Annotated in this window: 19 protein-coding genes and 1 pseudogene; 11 read left to right on the top strand and 9 right to left on the bottom strand. The window is 57.5% G+C overall.

Features of this window, described 5'->3' with window-relative positions; all coding sequences use genetic code 11:
* Window positions 1-101: 101 nt before the first annotated feature.
* A complete protein-coding gene (locus tag CBW65_RS04295; RefSeq protein WP_087455761.1) occupies window positions 102-4,739 on the top strand; it encodes a non-ribosomal peptide synthetase in 4,638 nt (1,545 codons plus the stop codon).
* 54 nt (window positions 4,740-4,793) lie between these two features.
* Here the strand turns inward: CBW65_RS04295 and CBW65_RS04290 are convergent, their stop codons facing one another.
* Window positions 4,794-5,840 (bottom strand): SGNH/GDSL hydrolase family protein, encoded by a 1,047-nt coding sequence (locus tag CBW65_RS04290; protein WP_087455760.1) that lies wholly within the window; start codon window positions 5,838-5,840, stop codon window positions 4,794-4,796.
* 113 nt (window positions 5,841-5,953) lie between these two features.
* Between CBW65_RS04290 and CBW65_RS04285 the strand changes: the two genes are divergently transcribed.
* The gene (locus tag CBW65_RS04285; protein ID WP_087455759.1) at window positions 5,954-6,808 is read left to right on the top strand and encodes an AraC family transcriptional regulator; all 855 of its coding nucleotides are present in this window, start codon (window positions 5,954-5,956) and stop codon (window positions 6,806-6,808) included.
* A 47-nt stretch (window positions 6,809-6,855) separates the two neighbouring features.
* Here CBW65_RS04285 and CBW65_RS24525 read toward each other — a convergent pair whose 3' ends face one another.
* Window positions 6,856-6,981, bottom strand: coding sequence for an FDLD family class I lanthipeptide (locus CBW65_RS24525; protein ID WP_198299749.1), 126 nt, complete (start codon window positions 6,979-6,981; stop codon window positions 6,856-6,858).
* Between the two features lie 158 nt (window positions 6,982-7,139).
* On the opposite strand from CBW65_RS24525, the gene CBW65_RS04280 reads away from it, so the two are divergent.
* From CBW65_RS04280 to CBW65_RS04265, 4 genes are all read left to right on the top strand, one after another.
* Window positions 7,140-7,754: a TetR/AcrR family transcriptional regulator gene (locus CBW65_RS04280; protein WP_087455758.1), complete on the top strand. Its 615-nt coding sequence runs from the start codon at window positions 7,140-7,142 to the stop codon at window positions 7,752-7,754.
* A 32-nt stretch (window positions 7,755-7,786) separates the two neighbouring features.
* Window positions 7,787-10,123 carry an MMPL family transporter gene (locus CBW65_RS04275; RefSeq protein WP_087455757.1) on the top strand — a complete coding sequence of 779 codons (2,337 nt, stop codon included), beginning with the start codon at window positions 7,787-7,789 and terminating at the stop codon, window positions 10,121-10,123.
* Between the two features lie 122 nt (window positions 10,124-10,245).
* The gene (locus CBW65_RS04270; RefSeq protein WP_408646526.1) at window positions 10,246-11,295 is read left to right on the top strand and encodes an NAD(P)-dependent alcohol dehydrogenase; all 1,050 of its coding nucleotides are present in this window, start codon (window positions 10,246-10,248) and stop codon (window positions 11,293-11,295) included.
* 133 nt (window positions 11,296-11,428) lie between these two features.
* Window positions 11,429-12,868, top strand: a complete 1,440-nt coding sequence (locus tag CBW65_RS04265) for a DHA2 family efflux MFS transporter permease subunit (RefSeq protein WP_087455756.1) — start codon at window positions 11,429-11,431, stop codon at window positions 12,866-12,868.
* Between the two features lie 52 nt (window positions 12,869-12,920).
* Here the strand turns inward: CBW65_RS04265 and CBW65_RS04260 are convergent, their stop codons facing one another.
* The 3 genes from CBW65_RS04260 to CBW65_RS04250 form a co-directional block, all read right to left on the bottom strand.
* Window positions 12,921-13,697: an anti-sigma factor gene (locus CBW65_RS04260; protein WP_087455755.1), complete on the bottom strand. Its 777-nt coding sequence runs from the start codon at window positions 13,695-13,697 to the stop codon at window positions 12,921-12,923.
* Complete coding sequence (locus CBW65_RS04255) at window positions 13,669-14,268, bottom strand: RNA polymerase sigma factor (RefSeq protein WP_087455754.1); 600 nt, start codon at window positions 14,266-14,268, stop codon at window positions 13,669-13,671. Before CBW65_RS04255 ends, CBW65_RS04260 begins: the two co-directional genes overlap by 29 nt.
* An 85-nt stretch (window positions 14,269-14,353) precedes the next feature.
* Window positions 14,354-15,952 carry a copper amine oxidase N-terminal domain-containing protein gene (locus CBW65_RS04250; protein WP_087455753.1) on the bottom strand — a complete coding sequence of 533 codons (1,599 nt, stop codon included), beginning with the start codon at window positions 15,950-15,952 and terminating at the stop codon, window positions 14,354-14,356.
* Window positions 15,953-16,132: 180 nt separating this feature from the next.
* Here CBW65_RS04250 and CBW65_RS25300 point away from each other — a divergent pair.
* Window positions 16,133-16,993, top strand: a pseudogene (locus CBW65_RS25300) (DUF1259 domain-containing protein).
* Between the two features lie 17 nt (window positions 16,994-17,010).
* Here CBW65_RS25300 and CBW65_RS04240 read toward each other — a convergent pair.
* From CBW65_RS04240 to CBW65_RS04225, 4 genes are all read right to left on the bottom strand, one after another.
* Window positions 17,011-18,321 carry an MFS transporter gene (locus CBW65_RS04240; RefSeq protein ID WP_087455752.1) on the bottom strand — a complete coding sequence of 437 codons (1,311 nt, stop codon included), beginning with the start codon at window positions 18,319-18,321 and terminating at the stop codon, window positions 17,011-17,013.
* A complete protein-coding gene (locus CBW65_RS04235; protein ID WP_157721763.1) occupies window positions 18,314-19,927 on the bottom strand; it encodes a PEP-utilizing enzyme in 1,614 nt (537 codons plus the stop codon). Before CBW65_RS04235 ends, CBW65_RS04240 begins: the two co-directional genes overlap by 8 nt.
* Window positions 19,928-19,943: 16 nt before the next feature.
* A complete protein-coding gene (locus tag CBW65_RS04230; RefSeq protein ID WP_087455750.1) occupies window positions 19,944-20,822 on the bottom strand; it encodes a PEP/pyruvate-binding domain-containing protein in 879 nt (292 codons plus the stop codon).
* Window positions 20,823-20,932: 110 nt separating this feature from the next.
* Entirely contained in the window at window positions 20,933-21,547 is a 615-nt protein-coding gene (locus CBW65_RS04225) for a LysE family translocator (protein ID WP_087455749.1), read from the bottom strand.
* Between the two features lie 137 nt (window positions 21,548-21,684).
* Between CBW65_RS04225 and CBW65_RS04220 the strand changes: the two genes are divergently transcribed.
* From CBW65_RS04220 to CBW65_RS04205, 4 genes are all read left to right on the top strand, one after another.
* Window positions 21,685-22,488 (top strand): pentapeptide repeat-containing protein, encoded by an 804-nt coding sequence (locus CBW65_RS04220; RefSeq protein WP_087455748.1) that lies wholly within the window; start codon window positions 21,685-21,687, stop codon window positions 22,486-22,488.
* A gap of 112 nt (window positions 22,489-22,600) precedes the next feature.
* A complete protein-coding gene (locus tag CBW65_RS04215; RefSeq protein ID WP_087455747.1) occupies window positions 22,601-23,026 on the top strand; it encodes a DMT family transporter in 426 nt (141 codons plus the stop codon).
* Between the two features lie 28 nt (window positions 23,027-23,054).
* On the top strand, window positions 23,055-23,723 hold the full coding sequence (locus CBW65_RS04210) for a cyclic nucleotide-binding domain-containing protein (protein WP_087455746.1): 669 nt from the start codon (window positions 23,055-23,057) through the stop codon (window positions 23,721-23,723).
* Window positions 23,716-24,168: a DMT family transporter gene (locus CBW65_RS04205; RefSeq protein ID WP_087455745.1), complete on the top strand. Its 453-nt coding sequence runs from the start codon at window positions 23,716-23,718 to the stop codon at window positions 24,166-24,168. Before CBW65_RS04210 ends, CBW65_RS04205 begins: the two co-directional genes overlap by 8 nt.
* The last annotated feature ends 226 nt before the right edge of the window (window positions 24,169-24,394 follow it).

The following is a 24,394-nucleotide window of genomic DNA, read 5'->3' as shown; positions in this document are numbered from 1 at the left end:
TCAAATTATAAATGCATAGACGTTACGGTGAAATAATTCGCGCAGCGATAAACGAATACAAATAATACACAACTTGAAGAGCACAGCATGGGAGGTAACCAATGAGCCAGTTGCAGAAGGAACAGAGCATTCGACAGAGGGAAGATCGCGATACTAGCACGTTGTCTTCGATCCAGCACCGCATGTGGTTTATTGACCAGTTACAACCGGGCCATCCGATGTATAACACGTTTCGTTCGATGCGTTTTCGGGGGGAGTTGGATCTTGCGGCGCTTCAGCAGAGCCTCGAGGTGATCGTACAGCGTCACGACATGTTGCGTGCCACGTATCAGTCGGTGGAAGGGGTGCCTGTGCAGGTGATCGCTCCTGAACTTCGGCCAGAGCTGTCGATCGTCGACCTGAGTGCTGTGCCGGAAGCGGAGCGCGAGTTACAGCTTGAGAAGCTGGCGACCGAGGTCGCGCGTCGGCCGTTCGATCTTAGCGCAGGCCCGCTGTTTTCTTTTACTCTGTTTAAGGTGGCAGACCAGGATCATGTACTGGCCTCGATTATTCATCACATCATCTTTGACGGCTGGTCTTTGAACGTGTTTTGCAAGGAGCTGTGTGCGCTCTATTCCGCATTTGCAACCGGGCAGGAGCCGCAGCTGGCAGAACTGCCGATTCAATATCCCGACTATGCTGTGTGGCACAATGAGTTGCTGGAAGGCGATGTCATCAAGGAACAGCTGGATTTTTGGAAACAGCATCTCGAAGGTGCTCCGCCGTTCTTGAAATTGCCGACCGACCGGCCGCGCCCGGCGGTGCAGACGTTTGACGGGGTGCGCTATTCGCATGTGTTGCCTGCTGAGCTGGTCGAGCGTGTGAAGTCTTTGCGTGAAGAAGCGGGCGTGACGATGAACACTGCGCTGCTTGCTGCGTATAACGTTTTGCTGTACCGCTATACCGGTCAGCAAGACATTGTGGTCGGCTCACCGGTGGCCGGGCGCAACCATGAGGACACGCATGGCGTGATCGGCTGTTTTGTGAACACGGTGGCGCTGCGGACGCAATTGTCGGGAGAGATGTCGTTCCGGGACTTGTTGGCGCATGTCGATCACAGCGCCCGCCCTTCTTATGCGAACGGCGAGTTGCCTTTTGATAAATTGGTGGAGGAAGTGCTGCAGGATCGCGACCCCAGTTACTCGCCGGTGTTTCAGGTGATGTTTCTCTCGGAGCGGGATTTTACAAAGGGACGGGAAATGCCAGGGCTGGAACTGTCTCAGTATGTGATCGACAACAAGACGGCGAAGACCGACCTGACGCTCTGGATCTCCCATGAGGAGCGCGGGTTGGTTGCGAAGTTTGAGTACAATACCGATCTGTTTGACGAATCAACCATTGTACGGATGGCTCAACATTTTGAAAATCTGCTGTCTGCTGCGGTCGCCAATCCGGAGCGGTCGATTGCCACTTTGCCGCTGTTGAGCGAAGCGGAGCACCAGCAGGTGGTGTTCGAGTGGAACGACACGGCGATTGAGGTGCCTCCCGTTTGTTTGCACCAGTTGTTTGAAGAGCAGGCGGCGCGAACGCCCGAGCGGGTGGCGGCAGTATATGGCGAAGAGGAGATGACGTACGCGCAGTTGGAAGCGCGGGCGAACCAATTGGCGCATCAACTGCGTGCGCTTGGTGTCGGGCCGGATGTGCCGGTGGGGCTCTGTTTGGATCGTTCGCTCGACATGGTGGTGGCGTTGATCGGGATCTTGAAAGCGGGCGGCGCTTATTTGCCGCTCGATACGGATGCGCCGACAGCACGGTTGGGCCAAGTGCTGGAGGATGCACAAGCTCCTGTCTGTGTCGCGCATAGCAGCCTGCTTGCGAGGCTGCCGGAAGGGATCGTCTCGTATGTGCTGATGGACCGCGATGCGGAGCAGCTCGCAGCGTGGCCGACGACAGCCCCGTTCGTGGATGTGACGCCCGACCATCTGGTGTCGATCTACTATACGTCCGGCTCGACCGGCAAGCCGAAAGGTGTGTCGAGCACGCATCAGGGCTGGGTCAACCGCATGATCTGGATGCAGCGCGCCTACCAGTTGGAAGCGCATGAAACGGTGCTGCAGAAGACCACGCTGACGTTTGACGATGCGGCGTGCGAGTTTTATTGGCCGCTGATGGTGGGGGCGCGCATCGCGTTGCTGGAGCCGGGTCTGCACAAAGACCCGCGGGCGATTCTCGATGCGGCGATTCACTACCAAGTCGCTTTTATCACGTTTGTGCCGAGCATGCTGGCTTTGTTCGTCGACGCGGTGACGCCGGAGGATCGCGAACGGTTGCAGTGCCTGCGCCATGTCGGCTCGAGCGGTGAAGCGTTGCGTTCCGACTTGGTGCGCAATTTCCAAGCGCGTATTGGCTGCAACTTGCACAACACGTGGGGCGCGACCGAGGTGTCGATCGACTCGACGATCCATACCTGCACGGAGGAGGATGCGTACGAGGCGGAGATCGTATCGGTGGGACGGCCGATCGATAACAACCGCTGCTACGTGCTGGACGAGCATCTGCAGCCGGTGCCGGTCGGTGTGGCCGGAGACCTCTATCTGGCTGGGATTGGTTTGGCGCGTGATTATCTGAACAATCCGGAGCGCACGAAGGAAGCTTTTGTGCCCGACCCGTTTTTCCCAGGGGAGCGGATGTATAAGACGGGGGATCGCGGGTATTTGCGCAAGGACGGCTGCATCATGTTCCTCGGACGCCGCGATGATCAGGTCAAGGTGCGGGGACAGCGTGTGGAACTGGCGGAGATTGAAGCGGTCTTGGCGACACACTCCGTGCTGCAGATCTGTGCGGTGGTCGCGTTTAAGCGTCCGGACGGCTATCGTCTGGCCGCCTATTATGTGCTGCGCGACGGGGAGCGGACGACAGCAGAAGCGCTGCGTGCGTATCTTGGCGAGCGTTTGCCTGAATACATGGTGCCGTGGCGCTTCCTTGAGCTGGAAAACATGCCGACCACGATCAGCGGCAAGATCGACCGCAAGCAGTTGCCCGACCCGGGTGATGACCGGCCGGATCTGCAAACCGACTTTATCGAGCCGTCGACTGCGGTTGAGCAGCAGATCGCCGTGGTCTGGCAGGAGATCTTGGGTATTGAAAAAGTCGGCGCGGGCGATAGTTTCTTCCATCTCGGCGGGCACTCGCTCCATGCGACCCGCATCATCTCGCGCATCAACCGCGAGTTTGAAACGCGGTTGCCGTTGCGCGTGTTCTTCGAGGAGCCGACGATCGGCGGGCTGGCGAAGCGCGTCGAACAGGAGCAGAGCCAAGCGGACAAAGGTGTCGAACAGGGCATTCCGCGTCTGCCGCAGCAAGAGGCGTATGAGTTGTCGAACGCACAGCAGCGGTTGTGGTTCCAGTATCAGTTTGACACCAAGCACGCGTATGGTTTTTCGTTGCCTTATCTGATCGAAGGGCCGTTGTGCCGCCAATCGTTCGCCGCTGCGTTTGCCGCTGTGGTCGCGCGGCATGGCGTCATGCGCACGACGTATGAGGAGCGCAACGGTGTTCCGTATCAGATCGTGCACGAAGACATGGCGATTCCTTGCAAGTTCCATGATCTGACCGGTCGCAGCGAGCAGGCGCAGTGGGCGGCGCTGGCTGAGTTTGCAGCGGCGGATACGCAGACGCCGTATGATCTGAGCGCGGGGCCGTTGTTCCGCATGAACTTGTTTGCGCTCGCAGAACAGCAGCACATGATGATCTTCAGCGTCTATCAGATCGCGTATGACGGGTGGACCGCCGGCGTGTTTATGAATGACTTGCGCACTTATTATCAGGCGTTGTCGCAAGGGGCAGACCTGCCGCAATTGCCGCCGGCTCTGCAATATGTCGACTACGCGGACTGGCAGAACAAACGCCTGGCTTCCGGTGAACTCGATGCGCAAAAAGAGTACTGGCTTCAGCAGTTGGCGGGTGACGTCTCGGCGCCGCAATTGCCGGCCGACTTCGCGACACCGCCGGCTGAACCTGAAGCTGCTTCCTTCGTGCACCTGCAGCTCGATGCGGCGTTAACGGAACGCTTGAAGGAGCTGTCACGCGCACAGGGCAACACGCTGTATTTGACGGTGATGACCGGTGTGAAGATTTGGATGGCGCTGGTCTCCGGCGAGACGGACATCACGCTCTGCGCCCCTTTGTCGGCCCGAACGCACCCCGATCTCGACGGGCTGATGGGGCTGTTGGTCAACCCGGTGGTGATGCGGACCGACCTGACCGACAATCCGAGTCTGGCGCAGGCGTTGGAACGCGTGACAAAATCGGCGCTTGGCGCGTACGCGAACCAGGACTATCCGTTCGATTATGTCCTCAATGAGCTGCGAACTTTGCGCGGCGGCAATGTCATGCCGTACTCGGTGGTCTTTGTCGGGCAGAACGCACACAGCGGCGTCTGGGAACTGGACGCTGGCATCCAAGTGCGCGTGTATCCGCTGGAGAAACTGCTGGCCGACCAACAAGACTTGTTTGCCGGCATGGCAGACGATCCGACCGTGCAGTTCGATCTGCACATTGAGATGATCGAGCGCAATGGGGTGTTGACGTTCAGTACGCAATATCATCCGCTGCGCTTCCGGGCGGAGACGGTGCAGCAGTTCTTGCAGCAAGTGCAGCATGTGTTGAGCCAGATGGCGGCCGACCCGGACCTGCGCTTGTCACAAGTGCAATTGTTTGAGTCGGAGGAGATCGATCTCGATGATCTCTTTGGCGAATAAGGTGATCTAAAAAAAGCTGAACCTCAGGATTGAGGTTCAGCTTTTTTGCGGAGCTTACTGTTTGATCATCCCGGACATCACGTTTGCGTACTCTTCTGCGAGGAAACGATACCCCGCATCATTTGGGTGAACGCCGTCGCTGGACAGGTATTGGCTGTAGTTATTCTGGTTCCATTTGCCTGACAGGTCAATGAATGTGCAAGTGGAAACGCTGGTGCATGCATGCTTGATCGCTGCATTGAATGTCGCCTCCGATTCTGCGGATAAGGCGGGCACAGAGATCAGGCCGCTTGCAAAAACAGGGGTAGATGGCAGCGCATCTTGGATCGTTTTCAAAAAAGTAACATAGTCGTTCTGAAATTGTTCGGGCGTCATGCCCCGGGCGTTAAAACCGTAGACGGAAAGAACATAGTCGGGCTTCAGTTGAATGATATCCGTTTGTACCCGATCCAGCCCGCTGTTTTTGGCGCTGGGCGGGACGGACACGTCGACGTCCGTTCGGCCGATTCCTTGATTGATGCTCTCCACGCCGAGGAGATCTCCCAAAACGGGTGCCAGCGACGTTAGGCCTCGATTGCTGGAGCCGGTTCCATCGATGTAGCTGTGACCGATCACGGCCAGTTTCTTTTTGTTCTGCTCAGGCTGACGAACCTTGGCATCTTGGCTGATGTAGAGACCGTCGATTTCGCTATGGTTGGAGAAAACAAATTCCAGCTGGTGCCATCCGGTCTGGTCGCTGTAGATCGGGATTTCTTCGGTCTCGCTGCTCATGACTTGTTCGACGACCGGCTTGCCGTCGACGAAAATGGTGACGGTGCCTCCGATCGCACGCTGTTTGAGAATGGCGAAAGGACTGTCCGTTTCGATCTTGGCGCGTCTGCCAACTTGCGCACGGTCGGTGCTGGTCAGCCAGCCTTTCATCACGTCGCCCCAGCCTGGCTCGTTGACTTTTTTCCAAGGGCCATGCGTGTAGAGCCACTCCGGGCTGGTCGGTTCGATCAGTTTTTTCTCTGCCCCAGGGGTTTCGGCGCTGTTCTGACATCCTGCAAGGAGTGCAGCAGCCACGCACAAAATCCCGACTGATAACAGCCATTTTTTCATCCCCGTCACCTCTCGTCTGTGATTGCTTCTGTGTGATCACATTGTAGCAACGGGGAAGGAAGCGATCCTGTCTTTTCCTGCTTTGTTGTACAATGACAGTGAGGTGATGCGGCATGGATTGGCAAAAACGGCTGGAGGACGCGCTGGAGTTTATCGAAAGCAATCTGGAAGCATCGCTTCCTGTGGAGACGATCGCGAAGGCGGTGTATTCTTCGCCCTTTCATTTTCAGCGGATGTTTCATATCTGGTCCGGGATCACGCTGGGGGAATATGTGCGGAAGCGAAAATTGACGTTAGCTGCGCAAGAATTGGCCGGTTCCTCCGTGAAAGTGGTCGATGTCGCGTTCAAATATGGCTATGAATCTCCGGAAGCTTTTTGTAAGGCGTTCCGTAAGCTCCACGGCGTGTCTCCGTCGGAAGCCCGGAAACCGGGCGTTGCGATCAAAGCGTTCCCGCGTGTATCGTTTGAGCCGCACACGCTTGGCGACGGGGAAGTGGAGTATCGCATCGTGGAAAGAGACGCCTTCACCGTCGTCGGAACATCTGCCCAGCTCTCGTGCGGCAGTGAGGGACGTACCCGACAGTGGTTCTGGGGAGCAAGCCGGGGGGACGGCACGTTTGCCAAGTTGAGCGCTTTGGAGACCGATACGCCTTTGCTGGGCATTACGATGAACTTCGAGGAAGAATTCACATACATGATCGCCAGGGAGGCAGATGCTGCTGCTTTGGCAGATGTATTGTTTTTGCAGACGATACCCGCTTCCACGTGGGCGGTCTTTCCGTGCGCGGGGCCGATTCCGGAGGCGATTCAGAATGGATTGCGCAACATCTACAAGCTCTGGTTTCCGGCTACCGAATTTGAGCACGCCGGGTTGCCTGAGCTCGAAGTGTACCTGCCGGGAGATGCGCAGGCGGAAGACTACCGCTGTGAGGCTTGGATTCCGATTGTGAAAAAAACAGTTATATGAAAAAAGCCAACTTCCTCTGCAGGGGGAAGTTGGCTTTTTCGGTTGCTTTAGTTGCATTCTCCACAAGCGGTCAGCTTGAGGGTGCAGGTCTGGGTCAGGATCTGCAAGGAGTTCGCTTCCTGCGCTGTTGCTGCGTGAACTTGAACGTCGAGATCGAAGAAATCGTTTGCCATTTTGGGTCGGCCTCCTCTCTATGGGTTGGTTTTATTATATTAATATTTATTTGTATTGTCAAAAGACATAGAATGCTCATCTTTTTTCCCAAAGGGCATAATTGCACAATGGGCAACGAAATGGTACTGTAGAGCAAGAAAGGCGGTTGCGTTGGACGATGAACAAAAACAGTTTGCGGATCATCAAACGGGAAGCGACCGCGCAGGCGTTGGCGAGTGCGGCATTTGAGCTGGCGTTGGAGCGGGGGTTGGACGGTTTTGTCGTGGAGGATGTGGTGCAGCGCGCCGGATACTCGCGGCGGACGTTTGCGAACCACTACTCCTGCAAGGAGGAAGCGGTGGTGATGGCCGTGGAGACCACTCATGACGACGATGAAGTGCTGGCGTTGCTCGACGAGCTGCCGGAGCATTCTTCGCCGCTGGATGTGTTGTACCAGTTGATGAAAATGCGGCTCACCGCGGAGTATCTGCGGAAGTTGCGCACGCTGGTGGCGCTCTCCAAAGAGTACCCGACGCTGGAACCGTATATTCTAAGTGCGTTCCACCGGCTGCAGACGATGGCGCAGCAGGCATTGGGCGATTTGTTTAAAGGGCGCTATCCTGAGCAGTATACACACCTGCTGGCCGGTGCGGTTTGCGGGGCGATGTATCCGCTGCTCGATGGCAGCCTCGATGTGCTGCTGCCCGGTCAATCGGTGGACGAGACACCTGGCGCGGTGCAATTTGATCAGTATGTGGACACTGTGTTTGGGTATTTGCGAAATGGATTTTAGTGACTCGTTAGAAAAGGAGAATGACCCACATCATGTCTAAGTTTTTGTATAAGTTGGGGAAAGCGGCTTTCGACAGACCCTGGTACTTTATCGCCGCTTGGATCGCGGTCTTTGCGCTCGTTCTCGCCATGTTGGGCGTGAATGGAATACATGTCAGTTCGGAGATGAAAATTGCCGGCACGGAGTCGCAAAAAGTGCTGGATATGCTGGCCGAAGAGCTGCCGGAAGCGTCCGGCGGGCAGGCGAGCGTGGTGTTCACCGTGCCGGAGGGGGAACGGTTAGATGCGCAGGACCGGTTGCCTGCGATTTTGAAGGCTGTGGAGGATGTGTACAGCCTGGAGTATGTGATTAACCCGGCTGATCTGGCTGCTGCAGCGGGACAGGGTGCACAGGGCGCTCAGCAACAGCAACAGCAACAGCAACAGCAACAGCAGGCTGCACAGGCCGCGAAGTTGCCGTATGGGCCGTTGATGGTCAACGGGATGCCGGTGCCGGGGGTGTTGATCTCGTCGGACGGTCATGTTGCCCTGTTCCAGTTCCAGTTCACGGAACAGCAGACATCGCTGCCCCAAGAGGTTATCGATTCTGTGAAAAATGCGGTGATGGGTGTGGAGGATAACACCGACATCACGGCGCTGCCGAGCGACTCGATCAAAGGCAAACCTTCGGTGATCGGGCCGACGGAGATCATCGGTCTGGTTGTCGCGGCGGTCGTGCTGCTGATGACGCTTGGCTCGGTTGTGGCGGCTGGCCTGCCGCTGTTGACGGCGATCCTCGGGGTCGGCATCGGCGTGGGCGGAGCGTTTGCGATCTCGAACTATGTGAACATGAGCGACATTACGCCCGCTCTGGCCCTGATGGTCGGTCTGGCGGTCGGCATCGACTACTGCCTGTTTATCGTCAACCGTCAGCGCAGCATCATTCTCGATCAGGGACTGAGCGCGCGCGAAGCGGTCGGCCGGGCGGTCGGCACGGCGGGCAGTGCGGTATTCTTCGCCGGTCTGACAGTCATCATCGCGCTGTGCGGGATGCTGGTCATCGGGATTGAGTTCTTGTCCACAATGGCGTTGGTCGCTGCGGCGACTGTGTTTGTCAACGTGTTGATCGCTCTGACCTTGCTGCCCGCTCTGCTCGGACTGGTCGGGGAGCGCATCTGCTCGCCGAAAGTGCGCGAGAAGAGCCGCACACAGGCAAAAGAAGCACGCAACGGCGTTGCGCGCGGCTGGGCGAAAGGCGTCGTCAAGTTCCGCTGGCTCGTCATCGTCGGCGTGGTTTTGGTGCTTGGTTTCGCAGCGATTCCGGTCACAGAGATGGAAATGGGCATTCCTTCCGGCGCGACGGCGAACTTGGATACGACGTCGCGACAAAGTTATGACGCGATTGCGGATGGTTTCGGGGAAGGGTTTAACGGTCCGCTGCTGCTGGTTGCACAGCCGAATGACGCTTCCGGCAAAGTCACGATGGAAACGCTGTACGGTCTGGTGCAGGAGATCCAACAGCATGACAACGTTTCGATCGTCTCGCCTTTGGGTGTCAACGAGTCGGGTGACATTGCGATACTGAGTCTGATCCCGAAAACGGGGCCGACCGACGCGGAGACGAAAGATCTGGTCACCGAACTGCGCGACCCGGCGCTGAGCCTTGCCGAGAAATACGATGTCACGCTTGGCGTGACCGGGTTCACCGCGATCAACATCGACATGTCGACGAAGCTGACGGAGGCCTTCCCGCTCTACATCGGGATCATCGTCATCCTGTCGATCATCATTTTGCTGCTGGTGTTCCGCTCGGTCATCGTCCCGATCAAAGCCACCGTCGGCTTCCTGCTGAGCGTGCTGGCGACGTTTGGGATTACGACAGCGGTGTTCCAGTGGGGTTGGCTGCACTCCATGTTTGGCTTTGACACGGGTGGTCCGCTGCTCAGCTTTATGCCGATCATGGTCACCGGGATCTTGTACGGCCTGGCGATGGACTATCAGGTCTTCCTGGTCAGTTCGATGCGCGAGTCGTACGTCCATGGACACCGGGGAAGTGAAAGTGTCATTCACGGCTATCAACTGGCCTCCCGCGTGGTTGTGGCGGCTGCTGTGATCATGGTATCGGTGTTTGCCGGGTTTATTTTCGCCCATGATATCATGATCAAACAGATCGGCTTTGCGCTGGCTGTGGGCATTTTGATCGACGCGTTTGTCGTGCGGATCATGCTCGTGCCGGCTGTGATGGCGCTCTTTGGCGACAAAGCGTGGTGGCTGCCGAAGTGGCTCGACCGCATGCTGCCGAACTTGGACGTCGAAGGCGACAAGCTGATCGCCGAACTGAAACAGCAAGAAAACGCTGACGCTCGTTTGAAGCCGCAGCCGACTTCGTAAGCTGACTGCAAGAAGCCCCTGATTGATGTCAGGGGCTTTCTTTATCGGGCTTGACTTGGAGCATACTCCAAGTTGTACAGTGACACAGTAAGTGAATTGTTTACCAGAAAGGATTGTGAGAGATGATGTGCAAGATCGAAACGAAAGTGCTCAGCGTGGCGAGCGCCAAAGCGCCATTTGAAAAAACGACGATGGAGCGCAGAGAGTTGCGTCCGCACGATGTCTTGATCGAGATCCAATATAGCGGGATTTGCCATTCTGACATTCACAGCGCCCATGGTGAATGGGGCGGCGGGATGTTCCCGATGGTGCCGGGTCATGAGATCGCGGGCGTAGTGGCTGCGGTAGGTGCAGAGGTTACCAAATTTGCGGTCGGTGACCGTGTGGGCGTGGGCTGCTTTGTGGACTCCTGCGGCGAATGCGAATACTGCCTCAGCGGCGAGGAGCAATATTGCACCAAAGGCGTTGTGTCCACCTATAACTCGCTGGATTACGACGGGAATCCGACCTATGGCGGCTACAGTCAAAAGATCGTGGTCACCGAAGGGTTCGTCGTCCGGATTCCGGACGGTCTGCCGATGGATGCGGCCAGCCCCTTGCTGTGTGCGGGCATCACCACGTTCTCGCCTTTGAAACACTGGAAGGCAGGCCCGGGCAAGAAAGTCGCCATCGTCGGGATGGGCGGGCTGGGCCACCTGGCGATCCAATTTGCTCATGCGCTGGGCGCTGAAGTGACTGTCTTGAGCCGCTCGTTGGATAAGCAAGCGGAAGCGTTGAGCTTTGGGGCGGATCAGTATTTTGCGACCAGTGATAAGGAGACTTTCAAGAGTCTGGCGGGGCGTTTTGACCTGATTTTGAACACGGTATCGGCCAATCTTCCGGTGGACGCGTATCTGTCGCTGCTGCGCGTAGACGGAACGCTGGTCAATGTCGGCGCACCGTCCGAGCGCGATCAGTACCATGTGTTTTCCTTGATCATGGGCCGCCGCAGCATCGCCGGTTCGCTGGTCGGCGGCATTCGGGAAACGCAGGAGATGCTCGATTTCGCAGCCGAACATGGGATTGTGCCGCAGATTGAAGTGATTTCTGCCGACCAGGTGGACGAAGCGTACGAGCGGGTTTTGAAGAGCGATGTGCGCTATCGCTTCGTGATTGACATCTCTACCTTGTAATGGAGCTGGACGGGCGGACTGTCATCGAAAAAATACAGAATCGTTACGGATGCAAAGCACCGTTCTGTGGTAGGATTACTGAATAACGATCTGTGACACGATGCAACGCGTCCAACCAGCAAGGGGAGAAAACATGGAAACAACAAAACAATACAACACGCGCGCCATCTTGGGATCGCTGCTGATCTGCGGTTTTGTCGGCTTTTTTAGCGAAACGGCTTTGAATGTCGCGATCTCGAACTTGATGGACGTGTTCCACATTGAGGCGGCGACCGCACAGTGGCTGACCACCGGGTTCTTGCTGACGCTCGGCATCTTGATGCCGGTCAGCGGACTTTTGCTGCAGCGCTTTTCAACGCGACAGCTGTTCACCGGTTCGCTGGTCAGCTTGATCGTCGGCACCTTTGTCGCGGCGCTCTCCGTCAATTTTGAAATGCTGATGGTCGCCCGCGTGCTGCAGGCGCTGGGGATGGGCTTGCTGCTGCCGCTGATGTTCAATACGATCCTCGTCATCTTTCCGCCGGAGAAACGCGGCGAGGCGATGGGGTTTGTCGGTCTGGTGATCATGTTCGCACCGGCTACAGGCCCGACCGTGGCGGGGATCTTGATTGAATACTTGTCCTGGCAGTACATCTTCTGGCTCTCGCTGCCGTTCTTGGTCATCGGGCTGCTGGTCGGTCTGAAGTATCTGGAGAATGTCACCGAGGTCACCAAGCCGCGAATCGATCTCTTGTCGGTCATCTTGTCCACGATTGGCTTCGGCGGCGTGGTGTTTGGCTTCAGCAAGGCGGGCGAAGGCACCGGCGGCTGGGGCAGCGCGGTCGTGCTGATCTCGATCGGGGCCGGGCTGATCGCGCTGGTGCTGTTCACGCTGCGCCAGATCTGGATGCGCGACCCGATGATGAATCTGGGCGTCTTCAAGTTTCCGATGTATATCGTGGGGCTGTTGATGGTGCTGTCCTGCATGCTGATCATGATGTCGAGCATGATCATTCTGCCGATGTTCCTGCAAAACGGGCTCAAGATGTCTGCCTTCACCACCGGGCTGATCTTGTTGCCGGGCAGCGTGCTGAACGGAATTCTATCGCCGCGAATGGGGCGGTTGTTCGACCGGTATGGCCCGAAGTGGCTGGTCATTCCCGGCCTCGCCATCGTGGCGGTGATGATGTGGAGCTTCTCCTTTATCTCGCCGGCGTCCTCGATCGCGTTGATCGTGGCGCTGCATATCGGCATCATGATCGGCATCTCCATGGTCTGGATGCCCGCGCAAACCAACGGTCTCAACCAACTGCCGCCGGAGTTATACCCGCACGGCACGGCCGTGATGAACACCTTGCAGCAGGTCGCAGGCGCGATCGGCACAGCCGTTGCGGTCAGCCTGTTGATGGGCGGTACGGAGCAGTATTTGCGGGAGTCGGCCGCACCGACCGCCCCGGCTGAGCTGTCCAATGCGATGACGTTTGGTTCGCATCACGTCTTCTTGTTCGCGATGCTGGTGACGATCATCTCCCTAGTCATCGCCTTCTTTATCCGCCGCGTGATTGTTGATCGTGCGGAGTTGAAGACTACGTAGTAAAAATCTATTAAAAAAGGCATCGTTCCTATGGGAACGGTGCCTTTCTTGTTTATAAATCAAACTTCGCCGTCATCACCGGCACGCCTCTTGGGGTGTTGCCGCTGTAGGCATCGGGCTCCAAGGAAACGGCGACAGTGTTGAAGTCGGCGGGCAGTTCCTTGGCGGGGAACACGACCATGCCGAGGCCGTCCGGTCCGGTGGGGACGAACGTGCCGCCGTTGAGGACTTGGGTCTGGCCTTGGTTCATCACCCAGAGCGTGTATTGCTGGCGGTCGGCGGGCTGGGGCAGGCGGGAGGCTTTGACCATGACGATTTTCTGCGAGCCTTCCTGCAGAAGCATCGCCTGGCCGCTGACGCTCTGGAACTGCTGATCGGCCGGGGTCAGCGCTGCGGTGGCGACGAGCTGGCCAAGCTGCTCGATCTGCGCGGACTGGGCAAGATTTTCCTGGCGCAGCGTGGTGTTCTGCCAGCCGAGCAACGCGATCGCCAGGACGGCGGCTGCGGACACATACGGGAAGAGGCGCTGCTGCCAGGTCTTGCGCCGTGCGGCAAGCGTAACAGGCCGTGCGACAGCGGCACTCGGCGCATCTTCTTGCGGCAGGGCAGTCACGGCGGACAGCACGCGGTCGCGCATGCCCGTTGGCGGCTCCACATCGGCGGGGGCGTGCAACAGGGCGTCGGTCACGTCTTGCAGCTCGGCAAGTCTGCTCTGGCAAGCCGCACACGCGGCGAGATGCTGCTCGAAACGAAGCTGCTCTGCCCGCTCCAATCCATCGAGGGCATACAGCTCAACGTCGTCACAAGGTGTGGTTGTGTAGGGGTTCATTTGCCGTTCCCTCCTTTCGCTTGGTCAGTGACTGCCTGAGCTTGTTCAGCGCGAGGCGGACGCGGCTTTTCACGGTGCCAAGCGGGATATCCTGCCGGGCGGAGATCTCGCCTTGCGTCCAGCCGTCGTAATACATCAAGTGGATCACATCGCGCTGCTCGTCGTTCAGCTCACGCAGGGCTTGGCGAATTTCTTCGCCTTCCAGCTTTTGCAGCGCGCGCGTTTCGGTATGTGCTTCCTCATCGGGGATGGTGTGCAAAAGGGTGTCTTCCTGCACCGTCTCGCTTTGCCGTCTGCGCCGGGCTTTGAGGACATCCAGCGCACAGTTGCGGGTCACCTGCAGGAGCCAGGTGCTGAACTTGGCCTGGGCGGGGACGTAGAGGGCATGCTTTTTCCAGACGCGGGTGAAGACGTCCTGAACGACTTCTTCGGCGGTCTGCGCGTCTTGCACAACCCGATAGGCGAGCGAAAACACGGCCCGCTCGTAGCGGTCATACAGCATGCCGAGCGCATCCTGGTCGCCCTCGGCCACCTTTCTTACCAATTCTAAGTCTGTGATGAACTCGGTCATAGTTTGAGTTTGACTCCTCTTCTTCCGGATTCAAAAAAGGACCTCCCCATTATAACAAAAATAGGGGAGGCCGCTTTCAAACTGCTTAGAATTTGGTTAAGGTGATCCCTTGCTTGCTGCCGTTCCAGTCGACATGCCAGCCGAGCTGCTCGGCGATGAAGCGCAGCGGCACTTGCGTTCTGTCCTGCACGATGAAGGCCGGGGTGCCGATCTGACGGGTCTCGCCGTTAAAGGTCATGTAGTCTTGGCCGATCCAGAATTTCAGCACATCATGGCCCGCCGTCACGGTGACCGTTTGTGTCGCTTCCGCCCAATCGACTTTTGCGCCAACCGTTTCGCTCAAGGCGCGCAAGGAGACAAACGTGCGGTCGCCGCGCAGGAACGGAGCCACGTCAAAGCGTTTTTCCATGCCGTTGACGGTGAACGTCTTGCTGTTGATCCACAGGTCTGCTTCCGTGCCGCCGAATTTCGCCGGGAACTGCGCCGCGATGGCCGAGGACAGCGACAAGCCGGTCATGAACATGTGATCGTACGCAGTCTCGTAGTTTTCATAGACGCCCGCGTAGTCTTTCGCCACGTAGTCGTTGAACGCATTGAGCAGTTCTTGCACGTGGGCGTTCAGCGCATCGCGGATGGCCTGCTCGTTCATGTACGGGTCGGCACCGGCGAAAAATTTCGCTTGAGCAGCCCGATAGCCGTCGAGGTTGGCGACCGCTTGTTGCTGCCCGGCGGTGTCTTTTGCTGCGGTGGCTGTTACATAATCGACGAAGTAGCCGATGTGGGAACTCCAGATCGTTTTAAATTGTACGCCCGCCTCTTTGCCGTAGATGGAGGCAACTGCAGAGGAGAGGTCATCCGTGTTGGCGTTGAGCGCAGCGGCGACGGTGGTGAAGTCCTGCTTGCCGTCGATGCCTTTTTGCATCGCGAGGATCGCCAGGGAGGCGTGTTCGCTGAGCAGGCTGTCGAGCGCCACGCGCAGGTCGACCGCCGCAGATGTGGTGGACGTGTTCTTGAACTTCTCCGGGAACTGCTTGACGATCGCCGCCGACAGCGCATCGCCGGTCATGAACATGTGGTGGTGCGCCATGCGGAGTTCCTTCTGCTCCGTCGCAGCGTCTTGATTGACATATGCGTTGAACACAGCGAGCAGGCCGTCGACGTGCATTTGCAGGGTTGCGGAGAGGTCTTTTTCGCTGAGGTTCGGGTTCGCGGCGGCGAGGAACTTCGCTTGCTCGTCACGGTATTCGGCGAGATCGGCCAAGGCCTGCTGTTTGCCTGCTTCGTCCTTTTTCACCGTCGCGACCGTGTAGTCGACGAAATAGCCGATGTGGGAGCTCCAGATTTCCTTGAAGGCGGCGCCTGCTTCCTCTCCGTACACAGATGCGACGGCAGCGGAGAGGTCATCCGTGTTTTTGTTGAGGGCGGCAGCAGCCTGCGCGAAGTCGGGTGCGCCGTCGTATCCTTTTTGCATCGCGATGATCGCCAGGTTGGCGTGTTCGCTGAACAGTTGATTCAGCGCCACGCGCAGGTTGGCGGCCGGAGTGGTCGAGACGGCCGTTGCTTGTGCCAACACGCCCGTCGGCATCGGCGAAGTGTGAGGTTCGTGAGCGGATACCGGATTGACAGAAGCGCACAGGGTCAGTGTAGCGAGCAGGCCAGCGGCGATTTTCTTATTCATGTTCATATGAGATTCCTCCCGAAGATTGCGAATTTGGTGTGTTCAGAAAGTGAAACGACAGAACTTCGGGTTTGGATCACATGATTTTGAAAAAAGTTTTTGGCCAATTGAAAATAGGTAAATTGATAGGACAAACTGAGCACCCCTTCCATACCATGTAGTAAAGCTGGAAAGGAGGTGCTTGCAATGGAACAACCTAACAGACTGTGCCGGGAGTTCGCCCGTACTTTGGGTGCCCAGCCTGCTGTGATCAACGGTGTTTGCACGGCGACCCGGACGCGGAGCAACATTCGTGCGAGAGTCTTGGGACGACGGGCCAGATCGTTTATGTTTCTTCCGCAGGCCTTTTCGTTTGAAAACATCGGTCGGGACGGAAAAGCGCTGTGCCTTGGGGAAACGGTCATTTTGCAAGAAGAGATCAATCCGTTTATCTCCAAACTGCGCAAACACGGCATCATCGTCACGGCATTCCACAACCACTGGCTGTTCGACCAGCCGCGTCTCATGTATGTCCACTTCGAGTCCAAGGATCGGCCACTGGCCTTTGCTCGAAAAGTAAAAGATGCGCTGAGCGTATTGACCAACCGACCCGTTCGGTAAAAAAGGAGGGAAAGACCCATGGCAACAAGTTCGCTTTGCAGACGTTTTGGCGAAATTTTAGGCGCACCAGCAACCGAGATGAACGGAGTTTGCACCGTCATGCGTTCGCGCAACAACATCAGACCGGTCGTGTTGGGCAAGCGGGGCAGATCGTTTTTGCTGACTCCTCAAATGTTCACGTTTGAGTCGATCGACCGGAACGGACGTGCGCTGTGCAGTGGTGAAACGGTCATTCTGCAAGAAGAGATCAACCGTTTTACTTCGAAGCTGCGTGAACATGGCATCAAAGTCACCGCGATCCACAATCATTGGCTGTTTGACAGACCCAGACTGTATTTTATGCACTTTGAGAAGATTGATCGTCCGTTGAACTTCGCAAGAGACGTCAAGGATGCACTGGGTGTCTTAACCACCAGAACGGTTAGCGGCACGCGGCGGTCCAGATAAGACAGCAGGGGCTGCCCTCAGATGGGCAGCCCCTCTTTTATTTCCTGCTGTTTCATGCGCAAGGCCAGCAAGACCCCGACCAGCGCAACGCCGATCATCACGTAGAACAGCGAGCCGACCAGAATGCTCGTCAGCGCCGACGCGACCATGCTGCCCATGTAGCGGAAGGTGGAGAAGACGCCGGAAGCGACGCCCGTTTTCTCCCGCGCCACCGATTCGAGGTTGCTCGCCTGCATCGACGGAAGACCTGCCCCTGAACCCAATCCGCCGATCAGCAGGGCAAAGGCGGTATACCAGACGGAGACGTCTTGGGAGAAGCCGAGATAGAGGAACACCGAAAGCAGTTGCACACCAAAAGCGATCCCGATCGTCTTGGAATGCCCCAGCTTTTTTGACAACCGCCCGCCGAGCCACGACGAGAAGGACATCGCAATCGAATAGACAAACAAGAGCGTGCCGATCATCCGCAGATCCATCTCGCGCTGCTGCATCAGGATCGGCAACACGAGGATCGTGCCGTACATGATGAAGTTGCTGGTCAACACGCAGAGGTTGGCGCTCGTATAGGAACGGCTGCGAAACAGTCCAAACTCGATCAACGGATAAGGATACTTTTTCTCCCGCAAGAAAAACAGCGCCACACAAGCGAGCAGCAACAACCCGCTCCACCAGTGCAGGGTCTCGGGGTGGGTGATGAACAGGACGATCATCGAAAGCCCGGCCGCTAAGTACAGCGACCCGAGCAGATCAACCGGCGTTTTCCGCGTCGGTGTAACGGGCATCACCACGAGGGCGGCGAGGAACGACAAGAGCAAGAACGGCAGGTTGATCCAAAAGATCCCTTGCCAGCCCCAAGCCTCGATGAGGAACGACCCGACCAGCGGCCCGACGGCTGCCCCGAGCCCCATCAGCAGGCCAAACAGCCCAAAGACGGACGCCATCTGCTCCTTGGGCACAGCATGGCGGATCAGCGCGGTTCCGCTGGGCACAGCCAGTGCGCCGCCTAACGCCTGCAGGGAGCGGAAGAGGATCATCGTCGGCAGATTAAACGCAAACACACAAGCGATCGACCCGACCAGCGACAGGGCCAGACCGGTCAAAAACATCCGCTTGTAGCCAAAAATATCACCGAGCTTCCCGGCGACAGGCTGGGTCGCCGCCATGACGATCAGGTAGATCGTGATGATCCACGAGGTCTGAGCCAGCGTCTCGCCAAACGAATGCGCGATCGTATTGAGCCCGACCGTGATCATCGTGGAGTTGACGGGGACCAGAAAGGTTCCTGTCAAAATCGCAGCGATCAGCAGCCGGACCTTGCCTTCACTCATGGAAGCGCACCACGCCTTGCGTGCCGTCGACCGTCACCGTCTGCCCGTCGCGGAACATCGTGGTCGCAACTCGGGTGCCGAGCACCGCCGGCAATTTGTATTCGCGGGCAACCGTTCCGGCGTGGGAGAGGATGCCGCCCGCATCGGTGATGATCGCGCCAACGACAGAGAACAGCGCCGTCCACGCCGGGGTCGTCGTTTTGCAGACCAGCACTTCGCCAGGCTGGATTTTGGAAAAGTCGCCCGGGTGCAAGACGACGCGCACTTGGCCGGTGTAAACGCCTTGGGAAGCGGCCGCACCTTTGATTTGTGTGGCTTCCACTTGCGGCGCCGACGGCCCCATCACCTCTTCCAGCGCCGGGTTGAGATCGCCTTCGGGCGGCTGTCCGTACGTTGGCGTGGGCTTGCGTGACTTGCTGGCTTCCCAGTCGTCTTTGCGCTGTTCAATCAGCTCGGCAAAAGCAACCGGTTCGCGCAGCACGTTGATCAGTTCGTCGAGGTAGAAGAAAAACACGTCCTGCGGCGATTCGACCACACCCGACTTCACCAACTGCTCGCCAACGGCCAGCAAGAACAGGCGCGACTTGGCGGGGAGCATCGCGTCGATGTAAAAGTGGTGGTCTTCATCGAGCCCCCACGATTCCAGCGCCAGATCGTACAGGCTGAGGAACATCTGCTTGACTGCTCCATCCGGCAGCGTCTCCATGGCCGCCGCAAACGCCTGCTGACGGCGCTCGATCATCCCTTGCAACTCCCGCTCAAAGTCGTAGCCCGTTTCCAAGTAACGTTTGATCACGGTCAGCGCAGGCGTCGGATTCTCCACCCAGATCTCTTCGACAAACTCATGGGAGTTGGTCGCCCGATAGCCGTAGATTTCGAGGAAGTCCTGCACGGAAGACAGGAACGCGCAGCCTTCCTCCGTTTTGCTCAAGGCGGCTACAAGCTGTGTCGGTTCGGTGCCGAGCAGCACGTCGCGGAGTTGTGGAGATTCGTTTGCCAATTGGCTCAGCTTCCACAGTCCTCGGTCGGTCTCCAGCGACTTGTTCATCACGCCGACCAGCCAGTCATAGATGACCGACGTGTTCTCCGTCCCGGCCAGCTCCGCGTACGTTTTCGACAGGCCGGTGAGCAGGACACTGCGCGGCATGACGATCTCAAAATGCAGCTCCCAAGCCCGTTGGTAAAACGCATGAAGCTCCTGCACCATCTCTACGGCTTCACTTTTGGTAAACGAACTCGCCCGGAACGCATCGAGCCGGTCGTAAAAGGGCAGGAACTCTTTTTCGATATAGCTTTGGAACAGCTCCAGCACCTTGGGGAGACGCTCCATGCCCCACTGCACATGTTCGGCTGCGCGGGCCTGCGGGTCTCCGGCAAAGGGAATCGCCCATTGGTAGAAGTAGCCGTTTTCGATCTTGGCTTTGAACTGCGTAACGGGGAACTTCATCCCGGCAAAAGCCCGGCGTGTGCCTTCGCTCATCGCCGGAATGAAATAAGAAGCGAACAGCGGCGTAAACGGATACGCCAGATGCGCGTCGTCCTGCACCCAGAACCCCTGTGACTTATCCTCTTCGGTCAAAAACAAATCCTCCCGTACAAACGCCATGTGCGCTGCCTCCCTTTTATGTAGTGATCGGACGAACCTGCAGCAGATAGATCGTCCCATCGTGGATCGCAAATTCAAGATCGACCGCAGAGCCTTGCAACTCCTCAATGTGGCGGGTCAGTCCCGCCAGTTCCCGCACCTGCTCATCGCTCAAACTGTACGCTTCCTGCTCCTCGGGCAGCGTGTCTGCCGTCTCGGTGCCTTCGGGGCCGGGAAGCACTTTGACTTCTTTCAGACCCAGCTCCCTGCTGATCTCGCCCGTCCGCTTCGAGATGGTGAAACAGTCGGGCGTCACCAGACCGGACACGATCGCTTCTCCCAGGCCATACGAAGCGTTGATCACGATCTCGTCAGGATCGTTGGTGACCGGATGTTTGCTGAAAATCACCCCGGAGACGTCCGCATCGACCATGCCTTGCACCAGCACGCCCATGGCAAGGGAATCCAAGGAGATGTTTTGGTTGCGGGCATAGTTCTGCACGACAGGCGAGAAGTAGGAATACCAGCAGCGCTTGATCTGCACCAGCACGCTGTCCAGACTCCGCACATTGAGGAAGGTCTCGTACTGCCCGGCAAAAGACGCGCTGTTCAGATCTTCCAAGGCAGACGAAGAGCGCACGGCGACCGCATAGACCGCGTGCTGCTGCAAAGCTTTGTACTGCTCCGCAATCTCTGCGGCAATCTGCGCCGGGATCGGTGCGGCGAGGAACTCTGCTTCCGTCTCGGCCGACTCAGCGGCGTGTCCCCGCAAAAATGTCTGAAACGCATCGACGGTCACCACAAAGCCGGGCGGAACGGGCAGACCCTGATCGAGCATCGCCCCTAAGTTGCGCGCTTTCGAGCCGACTCTCTGGACAGACACCCCCTTCAAGGCGGAGAGATTGATCACGTTCATGCTGTCACCCCCATATTTGTTAAGATATATATAAGATTTTGTGAAAAATATTTCGGCAAAAAAGCCCCTGAACTAAATTCAGGGGCTTTGTGCTCACGTTATCTTTTGTTTTATCGCTGTTGAAAGGCGATTTTCAATCCAAGTCCGATGTAGATCGACCCGACGATTTTGCCGCTCCAGCGGTGCAGCCAGGAGATGCGCTTGACCAATCGGCCGATCGGCTTCACGCTGAGCGCGATCATCGACGTGTAGACGGCGCCGAGCCCGGCAAACAGCAAGCCGAGGATCAAAAATTGCCACACGGCAGCTCCCCGCTCCGGGTGCACGAACTGGGGCAGGAAGGCGAGGATTTTCGGATTGAGCAGCTCGGCCAGAATGGCGAGGCCAAACGACTTTACGGGTTGGGCAGGCGCAACGGTCGGCAGTTGCGGGTCGCTCGGCTGTTCTCTGATCGCGCGGATGCCAAGGTAGAGCAGGTAGGCGACGCCGGCGAATTTGACGACGTTAAAGGCCAGCGCCGACGAGAGCAGCAGCGCGGACAGGCCAAGCGCTGCCAACGCCGCATGAATGCAATCGCCAACCGCAATGCCAAGGCCAGCCATGATGCCGGCGGTGCGTCCGCTCTGCACGGTGCGGGTCGCGGTGAGCAGCACGGCAGGGCCCGGTATTAAAAAGAGACTGATCACGACGGTCAGAAACGTGAGCAGTGTGGGAAAGTCGAACATCTGGATCACCTCATGTTGAACTTTTGATGTACCTTCATGATAAGAAAACGGCCGGCAATCGTCTATGCCTTTTTTCTTTACTCATGCCGGACCGCATGAGAAGATAAAAGGAATAATTTTCATGGAGGAGAACACAGATGGCTGGACAACTGAGCTTGAAAGATGATTGTGAGCAGTGTTTTGGGCTGTGCTGTGTCGCGCTGCCGTTTGCGGCTACGTCCGATTTTGCGGTGGACAAGGACGGAGGCGAGCCGTGCCGGAATCTGCAGGCCAACTTCCGCTGCGGGGTGCATGACACGCTGCGCAAGCGGGGCTATCGCGGCTGCACGGTCTATGAATGCTTTGGGGCCGGGCAAAAAGTGTCGCAGGTCACCTATAACGGACAAGACTGGCGGAGCGCGCCGGAGTCTGCGGGGCAGATGTTTGCGGTGTTTCCGGTGATGCGCCAGCTGCACGAACTGCTGCGGTATTTGGACGAAGCGATGTCTTTGGAGACGGCACGGGAGTTGCAGGCGGAGCTCAGCGCGGCTTTTGAGGCGACAGAACGTCTGACCCTGCTCGGTGCGGAGGAGCTGTTGCAAGTCGATGTGGCGGTACATCGGGCGGATGTGAATGTGCTGCTGCTGCGGACGAGCGAACGGGTGCGCGAGGGAATGAAGGGTCAGCAGATGAATCGCCGGGGCGCCGACCTGATCGGGGCCAAGCTGCGCAAAGCGGACTTGCGCGGCGCGAATCTGCGCGGGGCGTACCTGATCGCGGCCGATCTGCGCGGAGCTGACATGCGCCAGGCCGACTTGATCGGGGCGGACCTGCGGGATGCCGACCTGAGCGGGGCGAATCTGACGGGGAGCCTTTTTCTCACGCAGTCACAGCTCAATTCGGCAAAAGGCGATGCCGATACCCAACTGCCGCCGACGCTTACTCGTCCGGCGCATTGGTAGAGAGGCAAAAGCGGGAAGGGTGCTGGAAAAGCATCCTTTTTTTGCGTTTGAGACATATGTCCTTCCTCGATCTCCCCAACTGTTTTTTAATGGAGGTATGAGGTGAGGAACGATGAGAGGAATTTTGTTTGCCTTGGCAGGCGGGGCGTTTATCACGCTGCAAGGCGTTTCGAATGCGCGGATCTCCGAGGATATTGGCGCCTGGCAGGCGGCGGCGTTGACGCAGTTTACCGGCGTGGTGGCCGCCTTGCTGATCCTGCTGCTGGTGCGGGACAGCAACTGGCAGGGGCTGAAACGGGTCAAGCCGCTGTACTTGACGGGCGGCACGTTTGGCGCGGTGGTGGTGTTTGGCAACATCACGGCGATTCAGCAGATCGGGGTGACGATCACGGTCGCTGCGCTGCTGATCGCGCAGCTCGGGCTGACTTTTTTGATCGAAGGGAATGGCTGGCTGGGTGTGGCGAAGCAGAAGATGCGGCTGCCGCAGCTGATCGGCATCGGGATGATGATCGCGGGCGTGGCGATTTTGAAGTTTTGACGGCAGAGAGATGCGGGGGTGAATCGGCATGGAAGAGATCAAAGATCGGGAGCTGTTGATGCAGTATCTGCAGGCGCAAGGGATCGCGGAGATGTTTAACGAGCAGGTGCTGCCGCATCTGGCGCTGTACCGCTACCAGCCGGGGGAGTTGATCTGCTCGCAAGGGGCGGTCAGCGAGTATTTGTATGTGCTGGTCGACGGCAAAGTGAAAATCTACACCACGTCGGCGGAAGGCAAAACGCTGATCTTGTCTTTTAAAACGCCGCTTGAAGTGATCGGCGATCTGGAATATGTGCAAAGCGCGGAGTTTATCAATACGGTGGAAGCGGTGACGACCGTGCAGATGGTCGGGGTGCATCACCGCTGGCTGCAAAAATACACACAGGACGATGCGCGTTTTTTGCAGTTTTTGCTGGATATCATCACCAAGAAATTTCTGGTCAAGTCGCAGTCGATGAGCTTTAACTTGATGTACCCGGTGGAAGTGCGGCTGGCGAGTTATCTTTTGCTGAATGAACAGACGAGCACCGTCTCGCTCAAAGATGCGGCGAATCTGATCGGCACTTCGTACCGCCATCTGAACCGGGTGATCCGGCAGTTCTGCACGGAGGGGCTGGTCGAGCGGAAGAAAGGGTTCATTTTGGTGAAGGATCGAGAGGGGCTGGGCGCATTGGCCAGCGAGAAGCTGTATGAGTAGCGGGCTGTTTTTCGCGCTGCTGGCCGGGGCTCTGGTCGGACTGCAGAACATTTTCAACAGCAAGGTCAGCGAGCGCGCCGGATCTTGGGCGACGACGGCGTGGGTGCTGGGGATGGGCTGTTTGGCATCGCTGGTGATCGGCTTGGCGGTGGAAGGGCAGGGGATGTTTGTGTGGCAGCATCCAAAGCCTTGGCACTGGGTCAGCGGATTGCTTGGAGTGGGCGTGGTCACCTGTCTCGTGCAGGGCGTGCGACTGCTTGGGGCGACGTTTGCGGTGTCGATCGTGCTGACGTCGCAGCTGCTGTGTGCGCTGATGTGGGATTCGTTCGGGTGGCTGGGACTGGAGCAGGTGCCGTTTACGGGCAAGCAGCTGCTCGGCGTGCTGGTGATCATCGGCGGGGTGCTGGTGTTTAAGGGAAGGGGGAAGCAGGTTGAAGAAGTATAAGGCGCTGTTTTTTGATGTGGATGACGTCGAAGCAGGCGGAGGCGGAGTACAAAAAGATTAAAGGCAGCACGGGAATACTGTCGACTGTTAAAATAAACAGATCGGATTCATTGATCATGATATTTATGTTATTTATAATTTATTGTATTGTACTTGAAGTCGAAATCAATCTTGCGTACAATTGGAGGTGTAGTGATTCCCTTGAAAATACATAGGAGGTTTTTAT

This window comes from Tumebacillus avium (genome assembly GCF_002162355.1).
GTDB lineage: Bacteria > Bacillota > Bacilli > Tumebacillales > Tumebacillaceae > Tumebacillus_A > Tumebacillus_A avium.
This window is presented reverse-complemented; position numbering and strand designations above follow the sequence as displayed.

Bases quoted from the DNA above. Each gene is read 5' to 3' on its own strand.
- CBW65_RS04295 (WP_087455761.1), top strand. From the start codon at position 102: ATGAGCCAGTTGCAGAAGGAACAGAGCATTCGACAGAGGGAAGATCGC.
- CBW65_RS04290 (WP_087455760.1), bottom strand. From the start codon at position 5,840: ATGAAAAAATGGCTGTTATCAGTCGGGATTTTGTGCGTGGCTGCTGCA.
- CBW65_RS04285 (WP_087455759.1), top strand. From the start codon at position 5,954: ATGGATTGGCAAAAACGGCTGGAGGACGCGCTGGAGTTTATCGAAAGC.
- CBW65_RS24525 (WP_198299749.1), bottom strand. From the start codon at position 6,981: ATGGCAAACGATTTCTTCGATCTCGACGTTCAAGTTCACGCAGCAACA.
- CBW65_RS04280 (WP_087455758.1), top strand. From the start codon at position 7,140: ATGAACAAAAACAGTTTGCGGATCATCAAACGGGAAGCGACCGCGCAG.
- CBW65_RS04275 (WP_087455757.1), top strand. From the start codon at position 7,787: ATGTCTAAGTTTTTGTATAAGTTGGGGAAAGCGGCTTTCGACAGACCC.
- CBW65_RS04270 (WP_408646526.1), top strand. From the start codon at position 10,246: ATGATGTGCAAGATCGAAACGAAAGTGCTCAGCGTGGCGAGCGCCAAA.
- CBW65_RS04265 (WP_087455756.1), top strand. From the start codon at position 11,429: ATGGAAACAACAAAACAATACAACACGCGCGCCATCTTGGGATCGCTG.
- CBW65_RS04260 (WP_087455755.1), bottom strand. From the start codon at position 13,697: ATGAACCCCTACACAACCACACCTTGTGACGACGTTGAGCTGTATGCC.
- CBW65_RS04255 (WP_087455754.1), bottom strand. From the start codon at position 14,268: ATGACCGAGTTCATCACAGACTTAGAATTGGTAAGAAAGGTGGCCGAG.
- CBW65_RS04250 (WP_087455753.1), bottom strand. From the start codon at position 15,952: ATGAACATGAATAAGAAAATCGCCGCTGGCCTGCTCGCTACACTGACC.
- CBW65_RS04240 (WP_087455752.1), bottom strand. From the start codon at position 18,321: ATGAGTGAAGGCAAGGTCCGGCTGCTGATCGCTGCGATTTTGACAGGA.
- CBW65_RS04235 (WP_157721763.1), bottom strand. From the start codon at position 19,927: ATGGCGTTTGTACGGGAGGATTTGTTTTTGACCGAAGAGGATAAGTCA.
- CBW65_RS04230 (WP_087455750.1), bottom strand. From the start codon at position 20,822: ATGAACGTGATCAATCTCTCCGCCTTGAAGGGGGTGTCTGTCCAGAGA.
- CBW65_RS04225 (WP_087455749.1), bottom strand. From the start codon at position 21,547: ATGTTCGACTTTCCCACACTGCTCACGTTTCTGACCGTCGTGATCAGT.
- CBW65_RS04220 (WP_087455748.1), top strand. From the start codon at position 21,685: ATGGCTGGACAACTGAGCTTGAAAGATGATTGTGAGCAGTGTTTTGGG.
- CBW65_RS04215 (WP_087455747.1), top strand. From the start codon at position 22,601: ATGAGAGGAATTTTGTTTGCCTTGGCAGGCGGGGCGTTTATCACGCTG.
- CBW65_RS04210 (WP_087455746.1), top strand. From the start codon at position 23,055: ATGGAAGAGATCAAAGATCGGGAGCTGTTGATGCAGTATCTGCAGGCG.
- CBW65_RS04205 (WP_087455745.1), top strand. From the start codon at position 23,716: ATGAGTAGCGGGCTGTTTTTCGCGCTGCTGGCCGGGGCTCTGGTCGGA.